At 50.9% G+C, this 25486-nt stretch carries 19 protein-coding genes; 10 read left to right on the forward strand and 9 right to left on the reverse strand.

Annotated elements, in window-relative coordinates; genetic code table 11:
- Window positions 1-2 precede the first annotated feature (2 nt).
- Window positions 3-2645: a DNA topoisomerase (ATP-hydrolyzing) subunit A gene (gene gyrA / locus KDD30_RS09155; protein ID WP_211645584.1), complete on the reverse strand. Its 2643-nt coding sequence runs from the start codon at window positions 2643-2645 to the stop codon at window positions 3-5.
- A gap of 329 nt (window positions 2646-2974) precedes the next feature.
- On the opposite strand from gyrA, the gene ubiG reads away from it, so the two are divergent.
- The 5 genes from ubiG to KDD30_RS09180 all read left to right on the forward strand — a co-directional run bounded on the left by ubiG (window position 2975) and on the right by KDD30_RS09180 (window position 8620).
- Window positions 2975-3685 (forward strand): bifunctional 2-polyprenyl-6-hydroxyphenol methylase/3-demethylubiquinol 3-O-methyltransferase UbiG, encoded by a 711-nt coding sequence (ubiG, locus tag KDD30_RS09160; RefSeq protein ID WP_211645585.1) that lies wholly within the window; start codon window positions 2975-2977, stop codon window positions 3683-3685.
- 131 nt (window positions 3686-3816) lie between these two features.
- Window positions 3817-4527, forward strand: a complete 711-nt coding sequence (locus KDD30_RS09165) for an HAD family hydrolase (RefSeq protein WP_371826037.1) — start codon at window positions 3817-3819, stop codon at window positions 4525-4527.
- Between the two features lie 350 nt (window positions 4528-4877).
- Complete coding sequence (gene nrdA, locus KDD30_RS09170; protein ID WP_211645586.1) at window positions 4878-7145, forward strand: class 1a ribonucleoside-diphosphate reductase subunit alpha; 2268 nt, start codon at window positions 4878-4880, stop codon at window positions 7143-7145.
- Window positions 7146-7196: 51 nt separating this feature from the next.
- Window positions 7197-8330, forward strand: coding sequence for a class Ia ribonucleoside-diphosphate reductase subunit beta (nrdB, locus tag KDD30_RS09175; protein WP_211645587.1), 1134 nt, complete (start codon window positions 7197-7199; stop codon window positions 8328-8330).
- Window positions 8327-8620, forward strand: coding sequence for a 2Fe-2S iron-sulfur cluster-binding protein (locus KDD30_RS09180; RefSeq protein WP_211645588.1), 294 nt, complete (start codon window positions 8327-8329; stop codon window positions 8618-8620). The genes nrdB and KDD30_RS09180 overlap by 4 nt, the downstream gene beginning before the upstream one ends.
- Window positions 8621-8671: 51 nt before the next feature.
- On the opposite strand, the gene KDD30_RS09185 is transcribed toward KDD30_RS09180, so the two are convergent.
- Window positions 8672-9904, reverse strand: coding sequence for a CinA family nicotinamide mononucleotide deamidase-related protein (locus KDD30_RS09185; RefSeq protein ID WP_211645589.1), 1233 nt, complete (start codon window positions 9902-9904; stop codon window positions 8672-8674).
- Between the two features lie 456 nt (window positions 9905-10360).
- On the opposite strand from KDD30_RS09185, the gene tyrP reads away from it, so the two are divergent.
- Complete coding sequence (gene tyrP / locus KDD30_RS09190; RefSeq protein ID WP_211645590.1) at window positions 10361-11560, forward strand: tyrosine transporter TyrP; 1200 nt, start codon at window positions 10361-10363, stop codon at window positions 11558-11560.
- Window positions 11561-11879: 319 nt separating this feature from the next.
- Window positions 11880-13844 carry a bifunctional diguanylate cyclase/phosphodiesterase gene (locus KDD30_RS09195; RefSeq protein ID WP_211645591.1) on the forward strand — a complete coding sequence of 655 codons (1965 nt, stop codon included), beginning with the start codon at window positions 11880-11882 and terminating at the stop codon, window positions 13842-13844.
- 59 nt (window positions 13845-13903) lie between these two features.
- Here KDD30_RS09195 and KDD30_RS09200 read toward each other — a convergent pair whose 3' ends face one another.
- The 3 genes from KDD30_RS09200 to cysB all read right to left on the reverse strand — a co-directional run bounded on the left by KDD30_RS09200 (window position 13904) and on the right by cysB (window position 17001).
- On the reverse strand, window positions 13904-14632 hold the full coding sequence (locus KDD30_RS09200; RefSeq protein WP_211645592.1) for a sulfite exporter TauE/SafE family protein: 729 nt from the start codon (window positions 14630-14632) through the stop codon (window positions 13904-13906).
- Window positions 14632-15834 (reverse strand): SAM-dependent methyltransferase, encoded by a 1203-nt coding sequence (locus KDD30_RS09205; protein ID WP_211645593.1) that lies wholly within the window; start codon window positions 15832-15834, stop codon window positions 14632-14634. Before KDD30_RS09205 ends, KDD30_RS09200 begins: the two co-directional genes overlap by 1 nt.
- A 192-nt stretch (window positions 15835-16026) precedes the next feature.
- Window positions 16027-17001 (reverse strand): HTH-type transcriptional regulator CysB, encoded by a 975-nt coding sequence (cysB, locus tag KDD30_RS09210; RefSeq protein ID WP_211645594.1) that lies wholly within the window; start codon window positions 16999-17001, stop codon window positions 16027-16029.
- Window positions 17002-17326: 325 nt separating this feature from the next.
- Here cysB and KDD30_RS09215 point away from each other — a divergent pair, with 325 nt between their 5' ends.
- On the forward strand, window positions 17327-18088 hold the full coding sequence (locus KDD30_RS09215) for a DNA repair protein (RefSeq protein ID WP_211645595.1): 762 nt from the start codon (window positions 17327-17329) through the stop codon (window positions 18086-18088).
- 89 nt (window positions 18089-18177) lie between these two features.
- On the opposite strand, the gene KDD30_RS09220 is transcribed toward KDD30_RS09215, so the two are convergent.
- Genes KDD30_RS09220 through KDD30_RS09230 form a run of 3 tightly spaced genes read right to left on the reverse strand, consistent with a single transcriptional unit; the run spans window position 18178 to window position 21373 of the window.
- Window positions 18178-19407: a glycine betaine/L-proline ABC transporter ATP-binding protein gene (locus KDD30_RS09220; RefSeq protein ID WP_249199064.1), complete on the reverse strand. Its 1230-nt coding sequence runs from the start codon at window positions 19405-19407 to the stop codon at window positions 18178-18180.
- Window positions 19400-20299 (reverse strand): proline/glycine betaine ABC transporter permease, encoded by a 900-nt coding sequence (locus tag KDD30_RS09225; protein WP_211649788.1) that lies wholly within the window; start codon window positions 20297-20299, stop codon window positions 19400-19402. Before KDD30_RS09225 ends, KDD30_RS09220 begins: the two co-directional genes overlap by 8 nt.
- A gap of 60 nt (window positions 20300-20359) precedes the next feature.
- Entirely contained in the window at window positions 20360-21373 is a 1014-nt protein-coding gene (locus KDD30_RS09230) for an ABC transporter substrate-binding protein (RefSeq protein WP_211645596.1), read from the reverse strand.
- A gap of 247 nt (window positions 21374-21620) precedes the next feature.
- Here KDD30_RS09230 and KDD30_RS09235 point away from each other — a divergent pair, with 247 nt between their 5' ends.
- The gene (locus KDD30_RS09235; protein ID WP_211645597.1) at window positions 21621-22412 is read left to right on the forward strand and encodes a tRNA-(ms[2]io[6]A)-hydroxylase; all 792 of its coding nucleotides are present in this window, start codon (window positions 21621-21623) and stop codon (window positions 22410-22412) included.
- On the opposite strand, the gene KDD30_RS09240 is transcribed toward KDD30_RS09235, so the two are convergent.
- Complete coding sequence (locus KDD30_RS09240) at window positions 22348-24120, reverse strand: SgrR family transcriptional regulator (protein ID WP_211645598.1); 1773 nt, start codon at window positions 24118-24120, stop codon at window positions 22348-22350. The genes KDD30_RS09235 and KDD30_RS09240 overlap by 65 nt on opposite strands.
- Window positions 24121-24211: 91 nt before the next feature.
- On the opposite strand from KDD30_RS09240, the gene KDD30_RS09245 reads away from it, so the two are divergent.
- Window positions 24212-25423 (forward strand): MFS transporter, encoded by a 1212-nt coding sequence (locus KDD30_RS09245; RefSeq protein ID WP_211645599.1) that lies wholly within the window; start codon window positions 24212-24214, stop codon window positions 25421-25423.
- The last annotated feature ends 63 nt before the right edge of the window (window positions 25424-25486 follow it).

Raw genomic sequence — 25486 nt, forward strand, 5'->3', positions numbered from 1 at the left:
GATTAATCTTCGCTGCTTTCTTCTGCGTCGTTATCCGCAGCAGGTGGGGTTTCACCAGTTTCAGTCGTGTCTGACCCTTCGGCGGCAACTTCACCTTCCAGAGGTAAATCTTCCTCTTCAGGCTCTTCGATGCGCTGAAGGCCAACAACCTGCTCATCTTCAGCCGTTCGAATCAACGTCACACCCTGAGTGTTTCGGCCAACACGGCTGACTTCAGCAACCCGGGTCCGAACCAGGGTACCCGCATTGGTGATCATCATGAACTCATCACCGTCCTGTACCTGAACAGCACCGACAACAGCGCCATTTCGTTCAGAAACCTTGATCGACACAACACCCTGAGTCGCACGGCTCTTCGCCGGGTACTCTTCCAGGCTGGTGCGCTTCCCGTAACCGTTCTCGGTGACGGTCAGAACATCGCCCTCATTGTGCGGTACGATCAGAGAGACGACTTTGTCATCTTCTGCCAGCTTGATCCCGCGGACACCCGCAGCAGTACGGCCCATACCACGGACCTGTCCTTCAGAGAAGCGAACCACTTTACCTGCTGCAGAGAACAGCATGATGTCGTTATCGTTGTCTGTGATGTCCACACCAATCAGCGAATCACCTTCACGCAGATTCACGGCAATAATACCGGCGCTGCGCGGACGGCTGAAATCAGTCAACGGAGTTTTCTTCACCGTACCGTCAGCTGTTGCCATGAAGATGAACTTATCTGCTTCGTATTCTTTCACAGGCAGAATCGCGGTAATCCGCTCATTCTCTTCCAGTGGCAGAATGTTGACGATTGGTTTACCACGCGCAGTGCGGCTGGCTTGCGGCAACTGGTACACTTTCAGCCAGTACATCCGGCCGCGGCTTGAGAAGCACAGAATTGTATCGTGCGTATTGGCGACCAGCAGACGCTCAATGAAGTCTTCATCCTTCATCCGGGTTGCTGCACGGCCTTTACCGCCACGACGCTGAGCTTCGTACTCAGTCAGCAGCTGATATTTCACGTAACCGTGATGCGACAGCGTCACCACAACATCTTCCTGGCTGATCAGATCTTCCAGATCGATGTCATGACTGGCTGCAGTAATTTCAGTCCGGCGCACATCATTGAACTGCTCTTTCACCAGCTCCAGTTCTTCGCGAATGACTTCCATCAGACGCTCAGCACTGCTCAGGATCAGCATCAGTTCTTCAATCTGCGCCAACAGACCTTTGTACTCATCCAGAATCTTCTCGTGTTCCAGACCCGTCAGTTTGTGCAAACGCAGATCCAGGATGGCCTGAGCCTGCTGTTCCGTCAGGTAATACTGACCATCGCGCACACCCAGCTCTTCACCCAGCCATTCCGGACGCGCTGCATCCACACCGGCACGTTCCAGCATTGCGGCAACGTTCCCCAGTGCCCATGGACGAGCCAGCAGGCCTTCGCGGGCAATCTGAGGCGTTGCAGCCTGACGGATCAGGTCAATGATCTCGTCAATATTTGCCAGGGCAATCGCCAGACCTTCCAGAATATGCGCACGCTCACGGGCTTTACGCAATTCATAGATCGTCCGGCGGGTAACCACTTCACGACGGTGGTTGATGAAGCTTTCCAGCATCTCTTTCAGGTTAAACAGTTTCGGCTGACCATTTTTGTCCAGCGCGACCATGTTAATCCCGAAAGTGGTTTGCAGTTGCGTTTGCGCATACAGGTTGTTCAGAACAACTTCGCCCACTGCGTCACGGCGGCATTCAATGACAATGCGCATGCCGTCTTTGTCAGACTCATCACGCAGGGCACTGATGCCTTCAACTTTCTTCTCTTTTACCAGCTCAGCAATCTTTTCGATCAAACGCGCTTTGTTGACCTGGTAAGGAATCTCAGTCACGACAATGGTTTCTTTACCATTCTTGTCGGTTTCGATGTCCGCTTTCGAGCGCATGTAAACTTTACCGCGACCCGTTTTATAAGCGTCCACAATCCCTTTACGGCCACTGATCAGTGCTGCCGTCGGGAAATCCGGGCCCGGAATATAATCCAGCAATTGATCAATCGTAATTTGATCGTTGTCCATATATGCCAGACAGCCGTCAATCACTTCGCCCAGGTTATGAGGCGGAATATTGGTTGCCATACCCACCGCAATACCAGACGCGCCGTTCACCAGCAGGTTTGGAATCTTGGTTGGCAACACCGCTGGAATACGTTCGGTACCGTCGTAGTTGTCAACATAGTCGACTGTTTCTTTGTCCAGGTCGGCCAGCAGCTCGTGGGCAATCTTAGACATCCGAACTTCGGTATAACGCATTGCCGCCGCGGAGTCGCCGTCAATCGAACCAAAGTTACCCTGGCCGTCGACCAGCATATAACGAAGGGAGAAAGGCTGCGCCATACGCACAATGGTGTCGTATACCGCACTATCACCATGCGGGTGATATTTACCGATCACGTCGCCCACTACACGGGCAGATTTTTTGTATGGTTTGTTCCAGTCATTGCCCAGTACATTCATCGCGAATAGTACGCGGCGATGCACCGGCTTCAGGCCATCACGCACATCAGGAAGAGCACGACCTACGATGACGGACATCGCGTAGTCGAGATATGAGCCTTTCAGCTCCTCTTCAATGTTTACCGGCGTGATCTCTTTTGCAAGATCGCTCATGGAGCCACTATCCCTCAGGTAATTTCTGTCGTATTTTTATACGTGCAAGGTGCGGGAATATAGCATATTTCCCACTTAATAGGCACACCTTTCAGTGCCTTTCTTGTGAGTAATTTTGCGAATTGAACACAATTCCACCCCATAACCATTTGTCTGGCGGTGATTTCCTGAACGATATCTGCTGTGTTTTCACTCAAATTTATTCCGGTAGCAACAGCCTTTCCCCAGCCAGGCTTTCGAATTTCTGTCAGAGATCAAGGATTAGATTTCAACTCAGGCTGCTTTCGCTATAATGCCCCCTTCGATATCAATGGAAATGGCAAGTAATAATGACCAAGCAGTTCAATGTCGATCCGGCAGAAATCAGTAAATTTGAAGAAATGGCATCACGTTGGTGGGATCTGGACGGCGAGTTCAAGCCGCTGCATCAGATCAACCCGCTCCGTCTGAACTATGTGATTGACCATGCCGGTGGCCTGTTTGGCAAAAAAGTGCTCGATGTCGGCTGTGGCGGCGGCATTCTGGCCGAGAGCATGGCACAAGAAGGCGCACTGGTCACTGGTTTGGATATGGGGAAAGAACCGCTGACCGTCGCCCGCTTACATGCACTGGAGACCGGAACCAAACTGGATTACATTCAGGAAACCGTCGAAGCTCACGCTGAACAACATCCGCAGAGCTATGATGTCGTGACCTGTATGGAAATGCTGGAGCACGTCCCAGACCCGGCTTCTGTGATTGCCTCCTGCGCCAAACTGGTGAAGCCCGGCGGCCATGTTTTCTTCTCGACACTCAACCGCAATATGAAGTCGTATCTGTTCGCGATTGTCGGTGCTGAACAAGTCATGAAGCTGGTGCCAAAAGGCACACACGATCACAAAAAGTTTATTCGTCCATCAGAGCTCATGGCGATGGTCGATCTCACTGATTTGCAGGACCGCCATATCACGGGCCTTCATTACAACCCGCTGACGGACACTTACACACTCGGTCAGAATGTCGATGTGAATTACATTCTGCACACCGTCATGCCTGAGTAAGCCCCTCTCTCAGCCAGACAGGGTAACCTGTCTGGCTTTCTCACCGCAGCCACAACAGCCCGCATTTTTCCTGATATGCTTAATGCAATTGACGCGACTTCCGCGAAGATTCGTGCAAAGGATATTGCTCTATGCTGAAACATCAACTCAACGCTGTCTTATTCGATCTGGATGGTACTTTGCTTGATACCGCACCGGATATGGCACGCGCAGCAAACCGGGTACTGGCTGATCATCAGATTCCCCCGCTCACCCCCGCACAGATTCAGGCCAATACCAGCTACGGCGCGAATGGGTTGCTGGCCGCTGGATTTGGCACCATTCCCGACCACCTGGACCCCCGAGCACTCCGCCTGCAATTTCTTGAATATTACTTGAGTGACATTTGTTTAGAAACAGTTACTTACCATGGTATCGATTCACTTTTACGCTACCTGAAAGAGAATTCGATCCCTTGGGGGATAATGACAAACAAACCTGGTTTTCTGACCCAGCAACTCCTTCCATTTTTTCCGGAACTGAATGAAGCGGAAGTCATTGTCTGCGGCGATACACTCGCCAAAGCCAAACCTCACCCCGATCCACTCTGGCATGCCTGCGAACTGTTGAAGGTTGCCCCACAACACTGCCTTTATGTCGGAGATATCGAAAAAGATATGATTGCAGCACGATCAGCCGGAATGCCGGGCGCTGTCGCAGGCTGGGGATACATTGGCATGGAACACACACCACACCTTTGGCAGGCCGACATTATCCTTGCAGAACCCGCCGCATTAATCCAGTTGCTAGAACAACAAAATCGTAACGGACGCCCCTTTTTTAATCAATCATGCTACAGCTGAAAATGGAGCTGAAAATCAGGAAAAATCAAGGAAAAAAAAATTTTTCCGCCCGGAAATTTTCACTGATTTTATTTGCAATTTTCTATGATACTGGCAAGTCTGATGAAATAGGTTAGTACATACTAACTATCCATTTTGCATCCCCACGTTATCCACAAGCGGTCAAAAAATACCAGCTTGCAAAATACCATGCTCAACACTATCTTGTTTGCCACATGGCTTAACACCCCAATATATAGTGTTTTGGTCTATTCTTTTAAGTGTAACGAAGATCACAATATTCGTTTACTTTTTTAATAAAATTGTAAAAAGACACTATTGATCAGGGAAAACCGGGAAAACGATTAAAAATGAATCAACAGCTAACTGTTACCAAGCGTGATGGGCGCAAAGAACGCATCGATCTGGACAAGATCCACCGTGTCATTACCTGGGCTGCTGAAGGCCTGGAGAATGTTTCCGTGTCGCAGGTTGAGCTGAAGTCACACATCCAGTTCTACGACGGCATTCAAACGGAAGATATTCACGAGACCATCATCAAAGCAGCAGCTGACCTGATCTCTGAAGAGTCGCCTGATTACCAGTACTTGGCTGCCCGTCTGGCTATCTTCCATCTGCGCAAAAAAGCTTATGGCCAGTTTGAGCCACCGACGTTGCTTGACCATGTGAAGACCATGGTCGACAAAGGCAAATACGACAAGCATCTGCTGGAAGATTATTCCCCTGAAGAATTTGCCGTGATGGATAACTTTATCGATCACTGGCGTGATATGAACTTCTCTTATGCAGCCGTGAAGCAGCTGGAAGGCAAGTATCTGGTTCAGAACCGTGTCAGCGGCGAAATCTACGAAAGTGCGCAGTTCCTTTATGTGATGATCGCAGCGTGCCTGTTCAGCAAGTATCCGGCTGAAACGCGACTGGACTATATCAAGCGTTTCTATGACGCAGTCTCAACATTTAAGGTCTCGCTGCCAACGCCAATTATGTCTGGTGTGCGGACCCCGACCCGTCAGTTCAGTTCTTGTGTGCTGATTGAATGTGACGACAGCCTGGATTCTATCAACGCAACAGCCAGCGCCATTGTTCGTTATGTCTCTCAGCGTGCCGGTATCGGAATTAACGCAGGCCGCATTCGTGCACTGGGTTCTGAAATCCGTGGCGGTGAAGCATTCCACACTGGTTGTATCCCATTCTACAAATACTTCCAGACGGCTGTAAAATGCTGTTCTCAGGGCGGTGTTCGTGGCGGTGCAGCGACGCTGTTCTACCCAATCTGGCACCGCGAAGTTGAGTCGCTGCTGGTTCTGAAAAACAACCGGGGTGTTGAAGAGAACCGTGTTCGTCATATGGACTACGGCGTTCAGATCAACAAGCTGATGTACACCCGTCTGATCAAAGGTGAAAACATCAGTCTGTTTTCTCCGTCTGACGTACCTGGACTGTATGATGCCTTCTTTGCCGACCAGGATGAGTTCGAGCGCCTGTATGTGAAATACGAGCAAGACGAAAGCATTAAGAAGCAAACCGTGAAAGCAATCGATCTGTTCTCGCTGCTGATGCAAGAACGTGCATCCACGGGCCGTATCTACATCCAGAACGTCGATCACTGTAATACGCACAGCCCGTTTGACCCGTCTGTTGCACCGATCCGCCAGTCTAACCTGTGTCTGGAAATCGCGCTGCCAACAAAACCACTGAATAATGTGGAAGACGAGAGCGGTGAAATTGCGCTGTGTACGTTGTCTGCATTTAACCTGGGTGCGATTGAACATCTGGACGAGCTGGAAGAACTGGCTGAACTGACCGTTCGTGCACTGGATGCTCTGCTGGATTATCAGGATTACCCATTACCTGCTGCGCGTCGTGCAACCATGAACCGTCGTACACTGGGTGTTGGCGTGATCAACTTTGCTTACTATCTGGCGAAGCACGGTGTACGTTATTCTGACGGCAGCGCAAACAACCTGACACATCAGGCTTTCGAAGCCATTCAGTACTACCTGCTGAAAGCGTCTGTTAGTCTGGCGAAAGAGCGCGGCGCATGTCCGGCGTTCAACGAAACGACGTATTCTCAGGGTGTGCTGCCAATCGACACCTATAAGAAAGATCTGGATAAGATCTGTGCTCAGGAACTGCGTTACGACTGGGAAGCGTTGCGCGGAGAAATCGTCGAGCACGGTCTGCGTAACTCTACTCTGTCTGCGCTGATGCCATCTGAGACTTCATCTCAGATCTCGAATGCGACCAACGGCATTGAGCCACCACGTGGTTTCGTGTCCATCAAAGCATCCAAAGACGGCATCCTGAAACAAGTTGTGCCTGAGTACAACAAATACAAAGACAACTATGAGTTGCTTTGGAACATTGGCAGCAATGACGGCTACCTGCAACTGGTCGGTATCATGCAGAAATTCGTTGACCAGGCGATCTCTGCGAATACTAATTACGATCCGAGCATTCAGCCAGGCGGCAAAGTGCCAATGAAACTCTTGCTGAAGGACCTGCTGACAGCGTATAAACTCGGCGTCAAAACCCTGTACTATCACAACACCCGTGATGGCGCATCCGATGCGCAGGGCGATGTTGCTGCAGACGACTGCACCAGCTGCAAGATTTAACAATTACAAACCAAATGGGAGCTTCGGCTCCCCTTTGATGTTGAGGACACCATGGCATACAGCACTTTCTGTAAAACCAACAACAACCCGCTGAAAGAACCCATGTTCTTTGGTCAGCCTGTCAACGTTGCCCGTTACGACCAGCAGAAATTCGAAATCTTTGAAAAGCTGATCGAGAAGCAATTATCTTTCTTCTGGCGTCCGGAAGAAGTGGACGTGTCCAGCGACCGGATTAATTTCAATAATCTGCCTGAACATGAACGCCACATTTTCATCAGCAACCTGAAGTATCAAACCCTGCTGGATTCTATTCAGGGACGCAGCCCGAACGTGGCACTGCTGCCGCTGGTCTCGATTCCTGAGCTGGAAACCTGGATTGAAACCTGGTCGTTTTCTGAAACGATTCACTCACGTTCTTACACGCACATTATTCGCAATATCGTGAACGACCCAGGTGTGGTATTTGACGATATTGTTACCAATGAGCACATCATCAAGCGTGCCGGTGACATCTCTTATTACTACGATCAGCTGATCCAGGGCACCAACGATTACCACCGCCTGGGTGAAGGTGTGCATACCATCAATGGCGAAACCGTTGAAATCAGCCTGCACGAACTGAAGAAAAAGCTGTATCTGTGCATGATGTCAGTGAACGCGCTGGAAGCGATTCGCTTCTACGTGAGTTTTGCCTGTTCGTTTGCATTTGCTGAACGCGAGCTGATGGAAGGGAACGCCAAAATCATCAAACTGATTGCGCGTGATGAAGCCCTGCACCTGACGGGCACACAGCACATTTTGAACCTGATGCGTACCGGTCAGGATGATCCGGAAATGGCTGACATTGCGCATGAGCTGGAAGAACAAAGCTTCGAGATTTTCAGACAAGCCGCAGAGCAGGAAAAAGAATGGGCCGAGTATCTGTTCAAAGACGGGTCTATGATTGGTCTGAACAAAGACATCCTGTGCCAGTACGTAGAATACATCACCAACCTGCGCATGACCGCCGTTGGCCTGAAGCCAGCTTATCCGGGGGCAACACAGAATCCGATTCCTTGGATTAATGCGTGGTTGTCTTCCGACAACGTTCAGGTTGCGCCTCAGGAAGCGGAAATCAGTTCTTATCTGGTCGGTCAGATTGACAATGATGTCAGCGCTGACGATCTGGGTGATTTTGAACTATGACAAAACTGACCATTACGGTGAATGGGCAAGCGGTTTCGGGAAATAACCTCGAACCGCTGCTCCTTCAACTGGAACAGGCTGGCCTACAGCCTGAATTCCAGTGCCGCAATGGAATGTGTGGTGCCTGCCGGTGCAAACTGAAATCAGGCCATGTGACGCAGTATGACGCTATGGCGTTTATCGCGCCGGGAGAAATTCTGGCCTGTCGCGCGGTCCCGACGTCCGATCTGACGCTGGAGTTTGAATATCATCTCCAGCTTCCACCGCTCCAAACCGCAGTCAATGAATAAAAAAAGCCAGCCTGAACCATCACAGGCTGACTTTTTCTGATCCTGCCCGATTTACATCGGTTCAACCGGTAAGAACAGCTCACTCAGTGTTTCGAAAGATTCATACTGGCCGACAACCGTCTCGCCTGACTGCCAGCGTCTCAACATATCCAGCATCAACGTCGCAACCATCTTCCGGTGTGCTTTATTGCCATAGTCACGCTTCGTGCGAACATGCTGTGCCCAGTCGCCTTTGGGCGTGGAAAGCGCAATTGAAATCGCCCCCTCATGCAACGAGCCACAAACCAGCGCTAAATCGGACCCGGTTTGCTGGCGGGCAGCCGCCGCCATCGCTAAAGCTGCGCCCATCGGTTCAGCATCACTGATAGAAGGATCCACGTGCGTGGTTAGCAACCAAGCCTGACTCAGTGCCGACTGCGTCGCAGGATTATCCTGCAGCCAGTTCAGCACATCACCACCGGTAAACTGTTCGGCCACCGTGAGCGTCAACGGTGACTGAGAAAAGTGACTGCCGATGGTATCCAGCATAGTCAAACCCACCCCGACGATATTTTCACCAAGGTGTTTACGGATCTCGTTCATCACAACGGGAACCTGAGCGTCCCCTTTCGGCGTAAACAGTTTCACCTCAATAAATGGCATTGATGAGCGATAACCCAGCTGGAACAAAGGTGGCAGATTCAACGTCGACAAAGTGTCGTTGATACCGGATTCAGACAGACCAAAACAATAAAGGCGATGACATTCCAGGGTCGAGACTTCCGGATGAAGTGCTTTCATCCGAGGCAGAATTTCCTGCTCAACCATGACTTGAAACTCACTGGGTACACCTGGCGTGAAAAACAAATGGGCCCGGTTCAGCTTCATCTGGAATCCGCAGGCTGTCCCGACCGGGTTATCCAGTATTTCAGCCCCTTCCGGTAACATTGCCTGCTTCAGGTTACCCTGCGGCATTTCCCGGCCAAAGGCCCTGTATTTTTCCAGCATCTGCTCAACCCAGAATTCGGATTGTTCCAAACCGACACCCGCGGCCACCGCAGCGGCCTGCGCTGTGAGATCATCCGTTGTCGGGCCCAAACCACCATTCACAATCACAAGATCTGCCGTCAGGCTGCATTGTTCGATTTCTGAGGCCAGGATTTCAAGATGATCCCCGACCGTAGTCCGGCGGGATAAGGCAAAACCATGCTGGAAAAACAACCGGGATAGCCATGCCGCATTGGTATCGACAATATCTCCATGGAGGACTTCTTCACCGGTACTGATCATGACCACTTGCAACATGCTATTCCTCATCCTTATTGGTTTGTCTCTCACTGTAACACTTCACCATCAGCGAGAAAATCTTCCTCATCGTTAATTGAAATCCCCTAGACAAACAAGAGAACATCAAAACGAACAAAAAAACAAAGTCGTAAAGATAAAATTACACCCATTAAACATAAGTTGACAGTCATTTTTTCTGCGATTAAAGTACACCGCATCGGATTACAACTGATAATCTGATTAACTAATAGACAAAAACACCAAATGTTGCGCAGATGTTATGAGTAAACACGTCATGAAAACCTATTATCGTTGGCCACAATGGCCGACAGCGTTGTAAAGAAAGTTGAACATATCAATTCCTTCCAACCCGCTCCGCTATTGTGGCTATATTTTTTCTTCGGAGAGAATCAGCCTGACAGCCCCCCTCTCCCATCAAATAATTCAATAAAAAATACAGGGAGTTATGACTCAATGAGCATGAATAAAACTTTCGGCAGTACGCTCATTATTGCCGGCACAACCATTGGCGCAGGAATGCTGGCGCTGCCACTGGCTTCGGCTGGTCTGGGTTTCACCACCGCAACGTTAACCATGTTCGGAATCTGGGCACTGATGGTGTACACCGCTTTACTGATGCTGGAAGTGCATCAACACGCCGATCAGTCCGCCACGCTGCATACCCTCGCAAAAGAATTGCTCGGGAAAAAAGGCCAGCTTGTGGCCAACTTTGCCATGATGTTTCTTTTCTATGCTTTATGTTCTGCGTACATCGCAGGGGGCGGTTCACAGCTTCAGGATAAGCTTGCCAATTGGTTGGGTCTGGATGTATTACCTCAGGTTGGCACGATTGTGTTCACCCTGCTGATCGCTGCAGTCGTTTCCATTGGCACCCATTCTGTCGATATGGTGAACCGAGTGCTTTTCACTTTGAAAGTGATTGCGCTGATTGTCATGCTCAGTCTGCTGCTGCCCCATATCCAGGGCCAGCATTTGGTGGATATGCCCGTCGAAAAAGGTTTGCTGATTTCAGCATTGCCCGTTGTGTTCACCTCTTTTGGATTTCATGGCAGCATCCCCTCAATCGTGCGTTACGTCGGGATTGATATGAAAGCCTTACGGAAGGTCATGATCATTGGTGCATCCGTACCGCTTGCAATTTACCTGCTCTGGCAAATCGCCAGTCAGGGTATCCTGAGTCAATCAGAACTGATCGCAAATTCAAGCCTGGGGAATTTCATCGCTGCGCTCAGCCAGTTGCTGCACAATCCGATGGTCAGTAATTCTGTCTCTGTTTTTGCGGATTTAGCACTGGCAACCTCATTCTTGGGTGTCAGTCTGGGACTGTTTGATTTTCTTTCCGATACGCTAAAGCGTAAGAATTCAAGCACTGGCCGGATTCAGACCGCTTTGTTTACCTTTGTCCCGCCGCTTTGCTTTGCCCTCTTCTACCCGCAAGGCTTTATCATGGCGCTTGGATACGCGGCGATTGCACTGGTGATACTGGCGATCTTCCTGCCAGTGGCCATGGTTCATGTACAGCGCCGTCAGCGTAAGGATGGTTATCAGGTGATGGGCGGCCAACCGGCACTGATTCTGGCAGCTTCCGCTGGGATTCTGATTATCACAGCTCAGTTCCTGCAGATGGCAGGCGTGATCCCGGCTGTCGGCTAAGCCTTCTTTATCACACTGCACGTCAGGCCGAGCCTGTTCGGCTGACGTGCAGTTTTTCATCAGAACGTCACAAGACGGCTGTTCCCAAAGAGAAATTCAGCGGAAGGTGATTATTTGATGAATCACTTATCTATCAGAACATTAAATAGACAAAATCATCAATATACGCATAGTTATGTGTTACCTTTCAAATATTTACACAAAAAAGACAGCCACTTTCTGAATCAAGATCACGCTTTATGTCCTCGTGCGTATATACGTGACTTATTTTAGGCTATCGTTGAGACATTCACTCTTTTAAGCCATCCCTTTATCTGGTATGAGCCAATCCTTTACGACCTTTGAATATCTGCAATCCCCTGTGTGGGTTTTCGATATCGAAAGAAAAGCCATTGTCTGGGCTAATTCTGCTGCTTTGCCACTTTGGGAAGCAGAGAACCTTGACGAGCTGACCGCACGAGATCTCGGCCGCGATATGTCCGATGCCGTTGAGGCAACTCTGAATGATTACCTTCAGATGTTCAATCGGGGTGAAGCGCTCAAACTCTGGTGGAGTTACAGCCCGAAGAGCAAAGTGAAAAATGCACTTTGCCACTTCTCCGGGATCCCGCTGGCAGATGGCAGACTGGCCATGCTGGTGCACGTGATTGCGGAAGAAGCCAGCCTGCGCCGGGAACTGGCGTTTTCAGACGGCTCTAATCTCGCACTCTTATTCTCATCAGAAGGGATGCTCCTGAGTGCAAACCGGGCTTTCATTCATGCCTTCGGGGAGCAACTCGACAGCCTGGCCACTTTTGTCGGCGATATCAATCTGGCCCACAAATGGCTGGAAGACGCCAGCAAGAACGGCATCGTGAATCGCCGCAAGTTGTGCTGGACCGGACGTAATTACGACTGGTTCAACATTGATGGCAAATGGCTGGCCGATAAACAGCAACTGCTATTAAGTCTGGTGAACATCAGCCAGGAGAAAGAGCAGCTCAAACAAGCCAAATATCAGTCTGAACACGATTATCTGACCGGATTGCTCAACCGCCGGGGCATGATTAATGCAATTCACGCCTCACAACACACATCGCAGCCTTATACCCTGCTGTTTCTGGATATTGACGGCTTCAAACTCATCAACGACACCTATGGTCATGCTATTGGCGATAAAATGTTACGTGCTATCGCCATTCGTTTGAGTGAAATTGTCAAATTCAACGGTTTACTCGCCCGTTTCGGGGGTGATGAATTCATTATTCAGCTGGATCAACGCCAGATTGATGACCCGGCACGTTTTGCCCGGGCGCTGATCGCGAACCTCAACAAACCATTCCACCTGAAAGAAGTGGGTGAATTGTCGATCGGTTGCAGTATCGGGATGGCCAACTTCCCGACGGATGCAAAGAAAATTGAAACCCTGATCACGCAGGCGGATATGGCGATGCATCGCGCCAAACTGCGGGGACGGAATCGTTGCCATCATTTCTCGCCAGAAATGGCAGAAGATCTGTACCGGAAAATGACGCTGCGTCACCACCTCACGCTTGCAATGGATGCCGAAGCTTTCGAGCTTTATTATCAGCCGATTGTTGATCTGAAAAACAATCGACTGGGCGGTTTCGAAGCACTGATTCGCTGGTACGATGAAGATCTCGGTCAGGTTGCCCCATCCGAGTTTATTCCGCTGGCAGAAGAAACCGGACAAATCGTCCCGCTGGGCAAATGGACACTGAAACAAGCCTGTATGCAGCTGTCGAGCTGGAATAAAACCTACGGCAAGCGGTTTACCGTGAGTGTCAATTTATCCCGGGCGCAACTGCATGCCAGCCTTGCCGCTTACATCGGCACTTTACTGGAACAATACGACATCTCCCCGTCTCAGCTCGCGCTGGAGCTGACCGAATCGGCCATGCTGCAGGAATATGATGAAGCGAAACAATGCCTGGTGGATCTGGCAGAATTAGGGATCGAACTGCACCTGGATGATTTCGGGACCGGTTATTCTTCCCTGTCTCAGCTCCAGAACCTGCCCATTACCATGGTAAAACTGGATCAAAGCTTTGTTCAGGCGAACACGCAAAGCAGCCGGGCGATTGTCGAAGCCACTTGCGCCATCTGCGATAAACTAAGTCTCAAACTGGTTGCAGAGGGTGTGGAAACACTCGAGCAGTTGGAGTTTATTCAAAGCTGCCAATTTGATTACTGCCAGGGTTACTACCTCGGTAAACCCATGCCAGCTCATGAACTGGAACAACGTCAGTTCAACCTGTTCAATGTGATTCCCAAAGCCAGCTGATTCTCAGAAAGTTTACCGCCACCCATCTGGCTGCGGTAAACTTTCTGGCTGATAAATGATCAGGTCCACATTGGGCTGAGTCCCTGCCACAGCGCGGCCATCCCAGCAAAAGTACATAGAATCAGTAACGCGTATCTGAGCCATTCCGTTTTAATGAAACGCTGAACCCGGTATGCGAGCAAAGTAGTCAGTACGGGAGCAGGTAAAATCAGGAGCGCTTGCTGAAAATGCCAGACACTGAAATGTCCGGTAGAAGATAAGGCAATCAGAGACAAGATACAGCTAAATACAAAATAAACCGCCAGATTTGCTCTGAGTTTTCCTGCTTCTGCATGCTGCAGAACCAAAGCCATCGGTGGGCCGCCTATACTGGTCGTCGTCCCCATTAACCCTGACGTGAAACCCGCAAAAAACAAAGCTTTCGGCGTTGGCTTAAACCGTACTTTCATCAGACTGATCAACACAGCCAGCAATACACCTGCACCGACTACCAGCGCCAGGTGCTCAGCACTGATGTACAACATAATCCATCCGGCAACCATGGTGCCGGGTACCCGCCCGATGAATGCAGCACTCATCCCTTGAAACGAAATCATGCGACGATATTGCCACATGTTGATCAGCGCCAGCACCAGACCCACGAACGTGACCACACCCGGCACAAACCGGGGTTCAAAGAAATAAATAATGGGCGCGGCGACAATCGCCATACCGAAGCCAACGGTACTTTGCACAAAACATCCCGCCGATAAAGCCAGCGCACAATAAATCAGGGTACTGGTGTCCATTATTTCTCCAATTGAGCGTGAATCAGAATATTCCTAGGGGTGATTGGCTTATCACAAAAAGTCCCGACTGAGACCTGATATCCGGCCTGCGCCATCAACATGGCCCGATCGTAAACCAGCCAGAGTTCCAGCGGACGCCGGAACACCTGCCGGATCAGCTCCATCCGTTCAACCCGATGAAATCGGTGTTCGCCTGCCTGCTGCCAGTGGCGGTAGTCAATACCATTCGGCAGCTGAATCCCTTTTTTCTCTGCTGCCCACTGGCAGAACGCTTCAAAGCCTTCCTGCAGCAAGGCTTTCTGAACATTTGGCACAGGCAGATATTCGTCGGTGTGTTGCAAAGACTGTTGAAGTGCATCAAATCCAAGCCGGAAGCTGACTTCAACAAAACGCTGTTTTCTGACCCGTTGCCCCGCCGTGACCGTTTCCTGAAGCGGCATACGCAGATCATGTTTCGTCAGGACAAGCTGACTTGCTTTTGCCGGTTCCGATAAAGGCTCATACTGCGCTGCCCGGATCAGGTGATAGCAACACGGAGAAATACTGACAGCCTTTGCCTGCCGCGCTACCACCTGCTGCAACAGGGTCACATGCAAATCGCCACAGGCGTGCAGGGCAACCGCATGTTGCGCGGGCTGAACGAGAGCAGCACTCTCCGGTGAGAACGCATCCCCCTGCTGAAAAGTCATCGGTAAAGACAGACGTTTTGCCATCGCCTGACCTTCAGTGCATAAAGTGTGCTGCCATTCCAGGCTGACCACCGGCTGATGGTCGGCTGCTGCAAGTACCCGCCCGAGATACCCCTTCCCGGCACACCATTCAAGCCACGGGAGTCCATTGACAGGAATCGCCGCATGAAAAGCCAGAATCTGATGCCATTTCCGGCCCGGAATCCCCGCATCCAGATTTCTTGGCCACGATTGCTGCGACCTTGTCCGGGCAGGCAACTCAGGTAAAGCAGTCAGCTGGGCCAGGTTCTCTATCTCGGGCAAATATGGGCTCAAAGCCAGAGTCAGTGCTTTCGGATCGGCCAGCAAACGGGCAATCTCCGCTTCCGGCAAGTCATCCAGCCACTCGGCTAACGCAGGCAGAGAATCCCGCCAGGGATAATCCGGACAGGCGAACGGCATGAATTGCCAGTAAGGCCGCAGTTTGGTGAGCCAGTGATCCAGTTGGCAGAAAACTTCAGAACAGGCAGACATCAATTCACTCAGAGCACATCAGATGGAAAGCCGGTATTTTATCTTATATTTGCACCAAGCAGCAGCGCATCTGCAAAAGAGAAACTCAAGAATTACGTCATGTTGGTGATTTTCAACCACCTGAAACAACAGAAGCTGCCAACAGGCAGCTTCTGAAAGAAAAGAGATGTTTCAACGTCAGGCTGGCAACGTTTACCTGACAGGCAATTTGATATTTGCAAACATTGCTTCGATTTCTTCATTACTCTTCAGTGCCAGAGCCTGATCAACAACATTGCGAGTCAGATGAGGCGCGAAGCGTTCCATGAAGTCGTACATATAGGTACGCAGGAAGGTCCCTTTTTTAAAGCCGATTGTTGTGGTGCTGGCATCAAAAATATGGCTGGCATCAATGGCAACCAAATCATGATCTGTTGCGGGGTCAATCGCCATACTGGCCATCACGCCAACGCCGATTCCCAGACGAACATAGGTTTTAATGACATCCGCATCTGTTGCCGTAAAGACGATCCGGGGGGTCAGTCCTGAACGATTAAATGCATTATCCAACTCAGAACGTCCCGTAAAGCCAAAGACGTATGTCACCAACGGAAACGCAGCCAAATCATGAATGGTGATTTCTTTTTTCTGGGCCAACGGGTGATCGGCACGCACCACAATCGAACGATTCCAGTGATAACAAGGGAGCATCACCATATCCTGATAAAGGTGCAGCGCTTCCGTTGCAATGGCAAACACAGTCGTCCCTTTCGAGACGGCATCCGCGATTTGCGAAGGCGTGCCCTGATGCATGTGCAGCGACACTTTCGGGTAACGTTCAATAAATCCTTGAATCACCTGCGGCAAAGCATAGCGAGCCTGCGTATGGGTTGTTGCAATATGTAAGGTCCCCATCTCCGGATGGGTATATTCTCCGGCAACCGATTTAATGCTTTCAACACGGGAAAGAATATCACGGGAGATGCGAACAATATTTTCACCGGCCGGGGTCACTTTGGTCAGATGCTTACCGCTTCGTTCAAAAATCTGAACGCCCAGCTCGTCCTCCAGTAATCTGACCTGCTTACTGATACCAGGCTGAGAGGTATATAAGCTTTCCGCAGTCGAGGAAACATTAAGGTTATGATTCACCACCTCAACGATGTAACGTAATTGTTGTAGTTTCATTGTGCCGCCTCAAATATAGTCCGTTACATTCTAACAAAGCGTCGTTCTATTTCACTATGTTATATACACTATCATAGTCACTGAACAGTAGATGTGCAGTATGATGACGGATTGCATGCTTTGGCCCATGATAATTGGACAACTGTCGGAAATCTATATGGGATTTACCCGAACAGCCCGCGACTTTCGCTGAACGCGACGCAGTCAGCCAATATACAGCGTACGAATGTGAGGCTATGAGCAAAAATCCCCCCAATGCTATGACCTCTCAGCCAGATCGTGTATCTTATTGCTTCGTTTCTCTTTAGATTATCTGATCGAGTGTATGAGTATTCCTTTAGTTGTCGGTCTGATCGGCCTGTTGTTAGTTCTGGTAGTCGGTTACAACGTCATCATTCAGTATCGCCAGCAGCTGGAAAGCCAGAAACAGCAGGAGTTGGCGAAACACATTGCTATTATTGACTCCAGCGAAGACATGATCGGCCATGCGCATCATCTTCCTTATAGTAAGGAATTACTGGTTTGTCTGAATCAGCGCATTCTTTCTGCCCTGGAAAGCATGTTCGAAATCGATCAGTCAGATCGCTCGATGCCACAACGGATTCAAAATGTTCGCGAGCAGATCACTCAACTCCAGCAAAACTATACGCCCAATGAAATGTCAGGTTTCAAAGTGCCGACAACCGACCGTCAGGCGATTGCGATGCTGCAACTTGTCAAACGACTCAAGCAAGTCGTCAAAAGTGAACACAGTAAAGGCCGGTTAGGGACGCAGACTTTTGTGGCCGAGAATGCCCGTCTCGAAGGGCTGCAATTACGCATCAACATCGAAAATGTCATTAAACGTGCCAATGAAGCCCGTATGAAACGACAAATCGGTACCGCGAAGCAGCTGCTAAGAAAAGGCCTGGATGCACTGTCGACGAAAAATCACAATTATGCCAATCAGGCGCGCGAAAAATTACAGGCGCTGCTGGATGAAATCGACAGTTCTCAGAATCAAACCCACGCCAAACAGCGGCAGGAAATGATCGAAAAAGAGCAGGACGAACTGGATGTTCTGTTCCAGCCAAAGAAAAAATGGTAATTCAGTTCTGATCCTTCAGCACAAGAACAGGCCGCATCTGATGCGGCCTGTTTGATTTCCAACCTGATCCCAGTCACGACCACGACTCTTTAGCCTTCAGATACCCCGATGCGATGTTCACTCAGCACCTTGGCCAGAATGCTTCGGGACAGACACCCACGTAATCTGCCCTCGCTATCCAGCACAGGTAAAGGCCAGTTCGAATTCAATGTGGCTGGCAGGACATCTTCCAATAACTGATGGGCACGAATGGCAGGCACAGACTCCAGCAAGCCAACAAGACCTGCATTGAAGAGATGATGAGGCTGCGAACAGAGTTTGTCCTGCGTCAGCACACCAAGATACCCCTGCTGTTCATCCCAGATGTAAAGATACGACTGCTGGTTTGCTTTCAGAGCAAGTGCTGCTTCCTCTGGCGTCACAAGACCCAGCTGGTGAATCTCACGGCTCATGGCACTGCCAACCGTCAGCGCCCGGGCGCGATTCACATCTCTGACAAAAGCTTCGACATAATCATCGGCAGGCCGGAGCAAAATATCGACCGGCCTGCCCTGCTGAACCAGGACCCCATCACGGAGAATGGCAATCCGATCACCCAGCCGGAGCGCTTCATCCAGATCGTGTGTGATGAAAATAATGGTTTTACCAAGCTCAGACTGAAGTGACATCAGTTGCGACTGCATCTCGCTGCGAATAAGTGGATCCAGCGCTGAAAAGGCTTCATCCATCAGTAATATATCTGCATCGGTACACAGTGCCCGGGCCAGTCCGACCCGTTGCTGCTGGCCGCCAGACAGGCTGGACGGATAATGATCGCCATACCCGCTCAGTCCTACGGTATCCAGCCAGTACTGCGCTTTCTTCAGCCACACTGGCCGACTAAGCTTCTGTATCTGCAAACCATAACCAATATTCTGCAAGACCGTCCGGTGCGGGAAGAGTGCAAAGCGCTGAAAAACCATCGCCATACGCTGACGCCGGAAAGTTTGTAATGCAGCGCGACTCAAGGTGGTCACCTGAACATCGTCAATGTCCACTTGTCCCGCTGTCGGTTCAATCAATCGGTTAAACAGGCGAATCAGTGTCGACTTCCCGGAACCAGACAGCCCCATAACGACAAAGATCTCACCGGGATACACCGACAGGTTGATGTCATTGAGCCCAACCGTGTGACCAGTCTCTGCCAGAATCGTTTCTTTGCTTGTTCCGGCAAGCACTTGTGACATTACCTGCTTGGCTCTCGGGCCGAAGACCTTATATAAACCCCGCACCTGAATCAGCGGTTTGCGGTCATCGTGACGCATGGAAGGATCAGTCATGCCGGCTCCCGGAAAGATGCTGCTGCGCCCGACGGGCATAGCTCTGAGAGATACGGTCAAACATGATCGCCAACGCGACAATGGCCAAACCATTCAGCAACCCCAGCGTGAAATACTGATTCGTGATGGATTTCAGTACAGGCTGGCCCAGCCCTTTCACACCAATCATCGAAGCAATCACAACCATGGCCAGCGCCATCATAATGGTCTGATTGATGCCGGCCATTATCGTTGGCATTGCCAGCGGCAGCTGTACCCCGGTCAGGCGCTGCCAGCGACTGGCCCCGTAAGCTTCCGCAGCCTCCAGAACTTCTTTGTCTACCAGACGGATACCAAGATTGGTCAACCGGATCACCGGTGGAATGGCGTAAATCACCACAGCAATCAGGCCGGGAATTTTGCCGATTCCCAGCAGCATCACAACCGGAATCAGATAGACAAATGCTGGCATGGTCTGCATCACATCCAGCAGGGGCGTGACCCAACTCTGCGCCCGGTCCGAGCGTGCCATCCAAATCCCAACAGGAAGACCAATCAACACCGCCAGCAGTGTCGACGCAATAATAATGCTCATCGTCCGCATGGTGTCTTCCCACATTCCAAACAGACCAATAAACACAAAAGCCACAACAACCCCAACCACCAGCTTCCAGGAGCGGCTGGCATAAAATGCCAGTGCAGCCAGCAAGGCAATCATCAGCCACCAGGGCGTCGCCAGCAGCAATTTTTCAAACCCAATCAGGAAAGACAGCAGAGGATCAAAAAACGATTCAATCCTGTCGCCGTATTCACGGGAAAAAGTCCGGTACGCGCCATCCAGTGTCTGACGGATGGCCAGAAGTTGTTGCCGATCCAGTTGGGGAAATTCAGTGAGCCAGGAAGTATCAGACATCATTTCAACAGCCGTCAGTATTCATCAAATCAGCCCGGTTTCACTACCGGGCAAGAACATTCACTGCGCTTTCAACGCTTCCATCAAGCGCTTTTCCGCCTCAGGGCTGACCCATTGCGTCCATAATTTTGGGTGCTCTCTGAAAAAATAGTCTGCCGCAATCTCACCATCCGCCTGATTTTCTTCCATCCAGGCCAGCATCCGATTCATTTGCGGATTGGTAAAAGAACGCTTCGACAGATACGCCAGCGCTTGCGGTGCGCGCTGGGCAAACTTTTCTGTCACTACGGTATCAACCGGTGATGGCGGGTACATGGTGGGTTTCGGATTCAAACAGTCCGCCTGAGTAATACAGGATTGATAATGCGCCACATCCACACCGGTTCCGAAGTCAACTTTCACCATCTCATATTTCCCAAGGATGGCTGTCGGTGCCCAGTAATAGCCAAACCAGGGTTCCTTGCGCTCATACGCTTTTGCTATCGACGCTGCCAGTCCGGCACCTGAACCCGGATCCAACAGTTCAAAGCCACTGTCTGCCAGCTTGAGGGCATCAAAGAGATGTTCGGTTGTGATCTGGCAGGTCCACCCGGCCGGACATCCCATCATCGCAGCACGATCCGGGTCTTCCGGATGTCGGAAGAGTTTGGCTTTCGCCCGAATACCTGCCAGTGTTTTCAGTTCCGGGTATTGTTTCACCAGATAGGCTGGTACCCAGAACCCTTCTTCACCGCCATCCGATAACGTGACCCCGGCATAGCGCAAGCGACCTTCATTCACCCCGATATCCAGGGCTTCACGCATCGTATTACTCCACATTTCCGGGGCAATATCGGGCTCACTTTTTTCGATCATGGACGTGGTTGTCGGGATACTGTCTCCCGGCACCAGTTCGGCATCACAGCCGTAACCCTGCTGAAGAATGAACTGATCAACGTGGGCGATAAAAGTGGCAGAATTCCAGTTCATATCCGCAATGGTGACATGACCACAATCATTGGCAGCAGAGGCAAACCAGCTGACCGGCAGGGCCGCCGATGCCAGCAGACCAGAGAACAACAGAGAAAAACGCATAACACATCCTTATGGTGATGATTCCTTGAACCAAACCCGAATTTGACATTGTGACGGGTGAATGTCTTTTCAGTATATGCAGACGAAAATGGAATTGTGATGTAAGAAGCTCATTTTTTGAGGCTAAGTTGTTCATTTCTGACTTGTTTGACCGAAGTCTGTCGGGTCATGATGAGCTTTGTTATAATCCGCCGACGATTTTCCCCTTCGACGGGAATCCCAGTTCAATTCAGTATTAAGACCACCTATGACAGACACACATCACCAGATCAACGAACTGCTGACTCCGGTTCGCCAATTTCTGCATTGCGACACACCAGACAGCTGGATTGATGAAGCCCGCCGACCGGAAAACTTAAACGAGCTGCTGGTTGATCACTGTAACTGTGAGCTGAAAGCAAGCCAGACGGCCATATACCTGATCCGAAAATATGCCGTGGATGAAGCCAGCGGACAGGCACTGCTGGAATGGGCAAAGCCCTATGAAGACTTCGTGTATGGCAAATTGCGTCAGAAAGATGCGTTTCATGGCAAGAAAAACGGCCTGAGCGCACCGCTGACAGCGAAAGCGGATTGTCCGTACGGACAGGATCTGATCGACAAAATGGTTCGCCTGATCAAAGAAGAATTTCATCATTTTGAGCAGGTGCTTGAGATCATGGACAGCCGGGGCATCGCCTATTCCAGCCTGACTGCGGGGCGCTATGCCCGCGGCCTGATGAAAGTCGTCCGCACGCATGAACCGGCCACTCTGGTGGATAAGCTGATTGTCGGTGCCTACATCGAAGCGCGTTCCTGCGAACGCTTCGCCAAACTGGCCCCCTTCCTGGATGAAGAACTGAAAAAGTTCTATCTCTCCCTGCTGCGGTCAGAAGCCCGTCATTATCAGGATTACCTGAAACTGGCCGAACAGATTGCCGGAGAAGCGATCACCGATCGCATTCAGATCATTGGCCAACGTGAAGCTGAGCTGATCAACAGCCCGGATGATCGCTTCCGTTTTCACAGTGGGATTCCGGTGGCCGCGCTGGTGAACTGAACACCACGCGACTGAAATCGATCCAGCCATTCGCCAGCAGCGACACCCCGTTCAGATGGGGCCTGATACCCAGCTGCTGGCGGTTTTGCCATAACGGACGATAGAGTCCGCTTTCAACCAGCCAGCGCTCCACCGCCCCGAATGATTCCAGCCGCTCCGCCTCGCTCTCAAACTGAAAAACCGTTTCCAGCTTTTGATACAACACCTTCTGATGCCGGGTGCTCAGACAAACATTCAGCGCCGTACTTGCTTTGAGCCATTCCATCCAGCTCAGGACTGAATCTTCCCCGAACACCTCGCCGGAGATAATGATATCCGCCTCTGCCAGCCGCTCGGCACGGTTAAAGTCCGGAAAGGTATCGATACAGCAGGTTGCAGCAATCCCGGCAGCATTCAGTGCCGCGGTCAATGACTCAGCCAGTGCGATATGATCACGCAATTGATAAGTCAGAACACACAATGGCCGCTCCGGTGCAGGCAGTCCGACGAAATCCACCGGCAGGCACTCTGATTGTTCAGGGGTTTCTGACTTCAGCATGCCCTTCGCAACCCGATAATCTGACAGGGCCATGCTCTCAGGCAGCGGCAATTGACGGAGAAACGCAGAGAGGCGCAACCTGTGTTTCTGGACCCGCATCCATGCCGTACGGTTTTCATTCAGTAAAACGTATTCACACCCCAGCTCCCAGGCTTCAAGCTGAGAAAACGGCGCAGTTTTCTCTGGCACCAGCCAAGGGTGGACAACATCACTGCTGAGATCAAAATCCATGGCCCGATCACCAATGTTCCAGATTTCCACCGCATCCAGCCAGGGACGATACCCGTGATAGTGTTCAAAAGCAGTCAGTCGGGTCAGCCATTCTGTGCATTCATCCAGACGAAATGCGCCTGCGCCCAGGACTTGCCCATCGGGAGTCACTTTCGAAATACCGGCCGCTTTTTGTGTCAGCAGCGCTGGCACAAAATCCGGGGTTGCCTGAGTCACCAGTTTGAGACACAGCGGCGATAGCACATCGACCCGCTCAATACAGTCAAACAGCCGGGCGTTGGTACAGTCTGATGCCTTTAACCGTTCAAAGTGAGCCTTCACTTCTGTTGCAGTCAGAGACGAACCGTCATGAAACATCAGCCCTTTGCGTAATGTGATCAGCCAGTCATCGCCACGTCGTTCCCAGTGCGCTGCCAGGTCACCTTCAATGCAGCCGGATCTCACATCCCGTTGAAGCAATCCGGCATATATAGAGCTGCCAAGATGAATTTCCGTTCGCCGCGATAACTGCACCGCGTCCAGATCATGAATGCCGCGATAAAACGGGATCCGCAGAACATCCTGATGGTGCTGCGCAGGCGTTGGGAGCGCCACATGCCCGGAGCGATGCTGTGCCAGATATTCAGCCAGCAGTCCCTGCCTTTCCTGAGCAGGCAGCAGGGCAGTGGCACGTTCGATCTGGTTCTGTGCCAATAAAGATAAAGCCGCCTGCCTGATCGTCGAATCGACCGGCTTCAGCAGACAAATCGTCGGCAGATTGCCCCGCCCGACCCCAGGTTGCCAGCGGATCCAACCTTCCTCTACCAGTTTTTTAATCACGATCTGAGCGTTGCGTCGGGTACAGGATAGAACCCCGGCCAGATGGTCAAGGGACAGCCGCTGACGTTCTCCCACAGTCAACTCATCTCTCAGAAAAGTCAAAGCTCGCCAATAACGCATAAAAGGTGAAATTCCTTATTGTCCTTTACACTTTTTCTTCTTCTTTTATCACGGATAATCACAAACCTCTGTGATGTAAAAGGAATTTATGATGACAACCACCACTCAATCCCACCCAGGTATCTGGAAAGACCCCCGGTTTCTGATGCTCTTTTCCAGTGCCTTCTTTGCCGCTTTCGGGGCCAAAATTTACAGCCTGGCCCTCCCCTTGCTGGTTTTTGATTTAACGTCTTCCGCAGAGTGGATGGGCTGGATGCGCGCAGTGGAGTACTTACCCAATCTGCTGCTGGCCCTGTTTATTGGCGTGTGGGTGGACAGAGTGAATCGCAAACACTGGTCGCAGGTCATGCTGATTGGTCAGTGCCTCTGCCTGCTGATCGCTTATACGGCAGTGGAATGGCTCGCAGAGCCGTTGTGGGCGCTTTTTCCTGCCGCCTTTCTGATGATGGCATTCGACTACGGCTACCATAATGCCCGTCTCGGCATGATGAAGACTGCGCTGCCACAGGCATTGCAGAATACGGCCACCGCACGTTTCAGTACCCTGTACAGCTTTCTTGAAACGGTTGGCCCCGTGTTATCCGGGGCGCTGCTGCTGATGACGGCGATTCATCAGGTGTTCCTGCTGCTCATCGTGTTTTATCTGTTTGCTTTCATCCAATTGCACCGCATGTCGTTTGCCCCCGCTGAGCCGGTAGTCCATCCGCCGGTACTGACAGCACTCCGCGAAGGCTGGCAGGCGCTCACCGCCGACCGGGCAATGTGCCTGATCACTGCCGCTGTTGTGATCATCAATACCACCGGGGCTGTATTTCATGTTCAGTCGATTTATTTTGCGAAAGCAACCCTGATGATGAGCCATCTGGAAGTCAGTTATCTGATTGCGGCCTCTGGCATCGGCGGGGTGCTGGGCGGACTGGTTGCAGACAAAATCAGAAAGCGCATGGGGCTGGGCTTGCTGCTGATTCTTTCGATTGCGTTTGAATCCCTTGGATTTGTTCTGCCGGCTCTGTTCCCGAGTGCGCCCGTCTTAGCACTGTCTTTCTTCGTCATCAGCAGTATTGGTCTGATGAGCTCGATCTGCATCTGGAGTTACCGCCAGGAAGCATTCAGCGACGCAGTGCTGGGGCGTGTGGCTGGCATCACGGGGTCACTGTTTAAACTGGGGATGCCGTTCGGGTTAGCAGCATCCGGATATCTCGTGGCCGCGCTGGGAACTGATGTCCTGTTTTCACTGTGTTTTATCATTCAGCTCATCACAGCAATCCTGCTCTGCCTGACACGTGTGAGAAACATGGTGTAATCCGCGAAGCTCAGCGAAACAAGAACACCGCTGATTCACACAATACACAGCGATAAAAAAACC

The organism is Photobacterium sp. GJ3, assembly GCF_018199995.1.
Taxonomy (GTDB): Bacteria; Pseudomonadota; Gammaproteobacteria; order Enterobacterales; family Vibrionaceae; genus Photobacterium.

Excerpts from the sequence above, each read along its gene's own strand:
- gyrA (WP_211645584.1), bottom strand. The coding sequence starts at position 2,645 with ATGAGCGATCTTGCAAAAGAGATCACGCCGGTAAACATTGAAGAGGAG.
- ubiG (WP_211645585.1), top strand. The coding sequence starts at position 2,975 with ATGACCAAGCAGTTCAATGTCGATCCGGCAGAAATCAGTAAATTTGAA.
- KDD30_RS09165 (WP_371826037.1), top strand. The coding sequence starts at position 3,817 with ATGCTGAAACATCAACTCAACGCTGTCTTATTCGATCTGGATGGTACT.
- nrdA (WP_211645586.1), top strand. The coding sequence starts at position 4,878 with ATGAATCAACAGCTAACTGTTACCAAGCGTGATGGGCGCAAAGAACGC.
- nrdB (WP_211645587.1), top strand. The coding sequence starts at position 7,197 with ATGGCATACAGCACTTTCTGTAAAACCAACAACAACCCGCTGAAAGAA.
- KDD30_RS09180 (WP_211645588.1), top strand. The coding sequence starts at position 8,327 with ATGACAAAACTGACCATTACGGTGAATGGGCAAGCGGTTTCGGGAAAT.
- KDD30_RS09185 (WP_211645589.1), bottom strand. The coding sequence starts at position 9,904 with ATGTTGCAAGTGGTCATGATCAGTACCGGTGAAGAAGTCCTCCATGGA.
- tyrP (WP_211645590.1), top strand. The coding sequence starts at position 10,361 with ATGAGCATGAATAAAACTTTCGGCAGTACGCTCATTATTGCCGGCACA.
- KDD30_RS09195 (WP_211645591.1), top strand. The coding sequence starts at position 11,880 with ATGAGCCAATCCTTTACGACCTTTGAATATCTGCAATCCCCTGTGTGG.
- KDD30_RS09200 (WP_211645592.1), bottom strand. The coding sequence starts at position 14,632 with ATGGACACCAGTACCCTGATTTATTGTGCGCTGGCTTTATCGGCGGGA.
- KDD30_RS09205 (WP_211645593.1), bottom strand. The coding sequence starts at position 15,834 with ATGTCTGCCTGTTCTGAAGTTTTCTGCCAACTGGATCACTGGCTCACC.
- cysB (WP_211645594.1), bottom strand. The coding sequence starts at position 17,001 with ATGAAACTACAACAATTACGTTACATCGTTGAGGTGGTGAATCATAAC.
- KDD30_RS09215 (WP_211645595.1), top strand. The coding sequence starts at position 17,327 with ATGAGTATTCCTTTAGTTGTCGGTCTGATCGGCCTGTTGTTAGTTCTG.
- KDD30_RS09220 (WP_249199064.1), bottom strand. The coding sequence starts at position 19,407 with ATGACTGATCCTTCCATGCGTCACGATGACCGCAAACCGCTGATTCAG.
- KDD30_RS09225 (WP_211649788.1), bottom strand. The coding sequence starts at position 20,299 with ATGTCTGATACTTCCTGGCTCACTGAATTTCCCCAACTGGATCGGCAA.
- KDD30_RS09230 (WP_211645596.1), bottom strand. The coding sequence starts at position 21,373 with ATGCGTTTTTCTCTGTTGTTCTCTGGTCTGCTGGCATCGGCGGCCCTG.
- KDD30_RS09235 (WP_211645597.1), top strand. The coding sequence starts at position 21,621 with ATGACAGACACACATCACCAGATCAACGAACTGCTGACTCCGGTTCGC.
- KDD30_RS09240 (WP_211645598.1), bottom strand. The coding sequence starts at position 24,120 with ATGCGTTATTGGCGAGCTTTGACTTTTCTGAGAGATGAGTTGACTGTG.
- KDD30_RS09245 (WP_211645599.1), top strand. The coding sequence starts at position 24,212 with ATGACAACCACCACTCAATCCCACCCAGGTATCTGGAAAGACCCCCGG.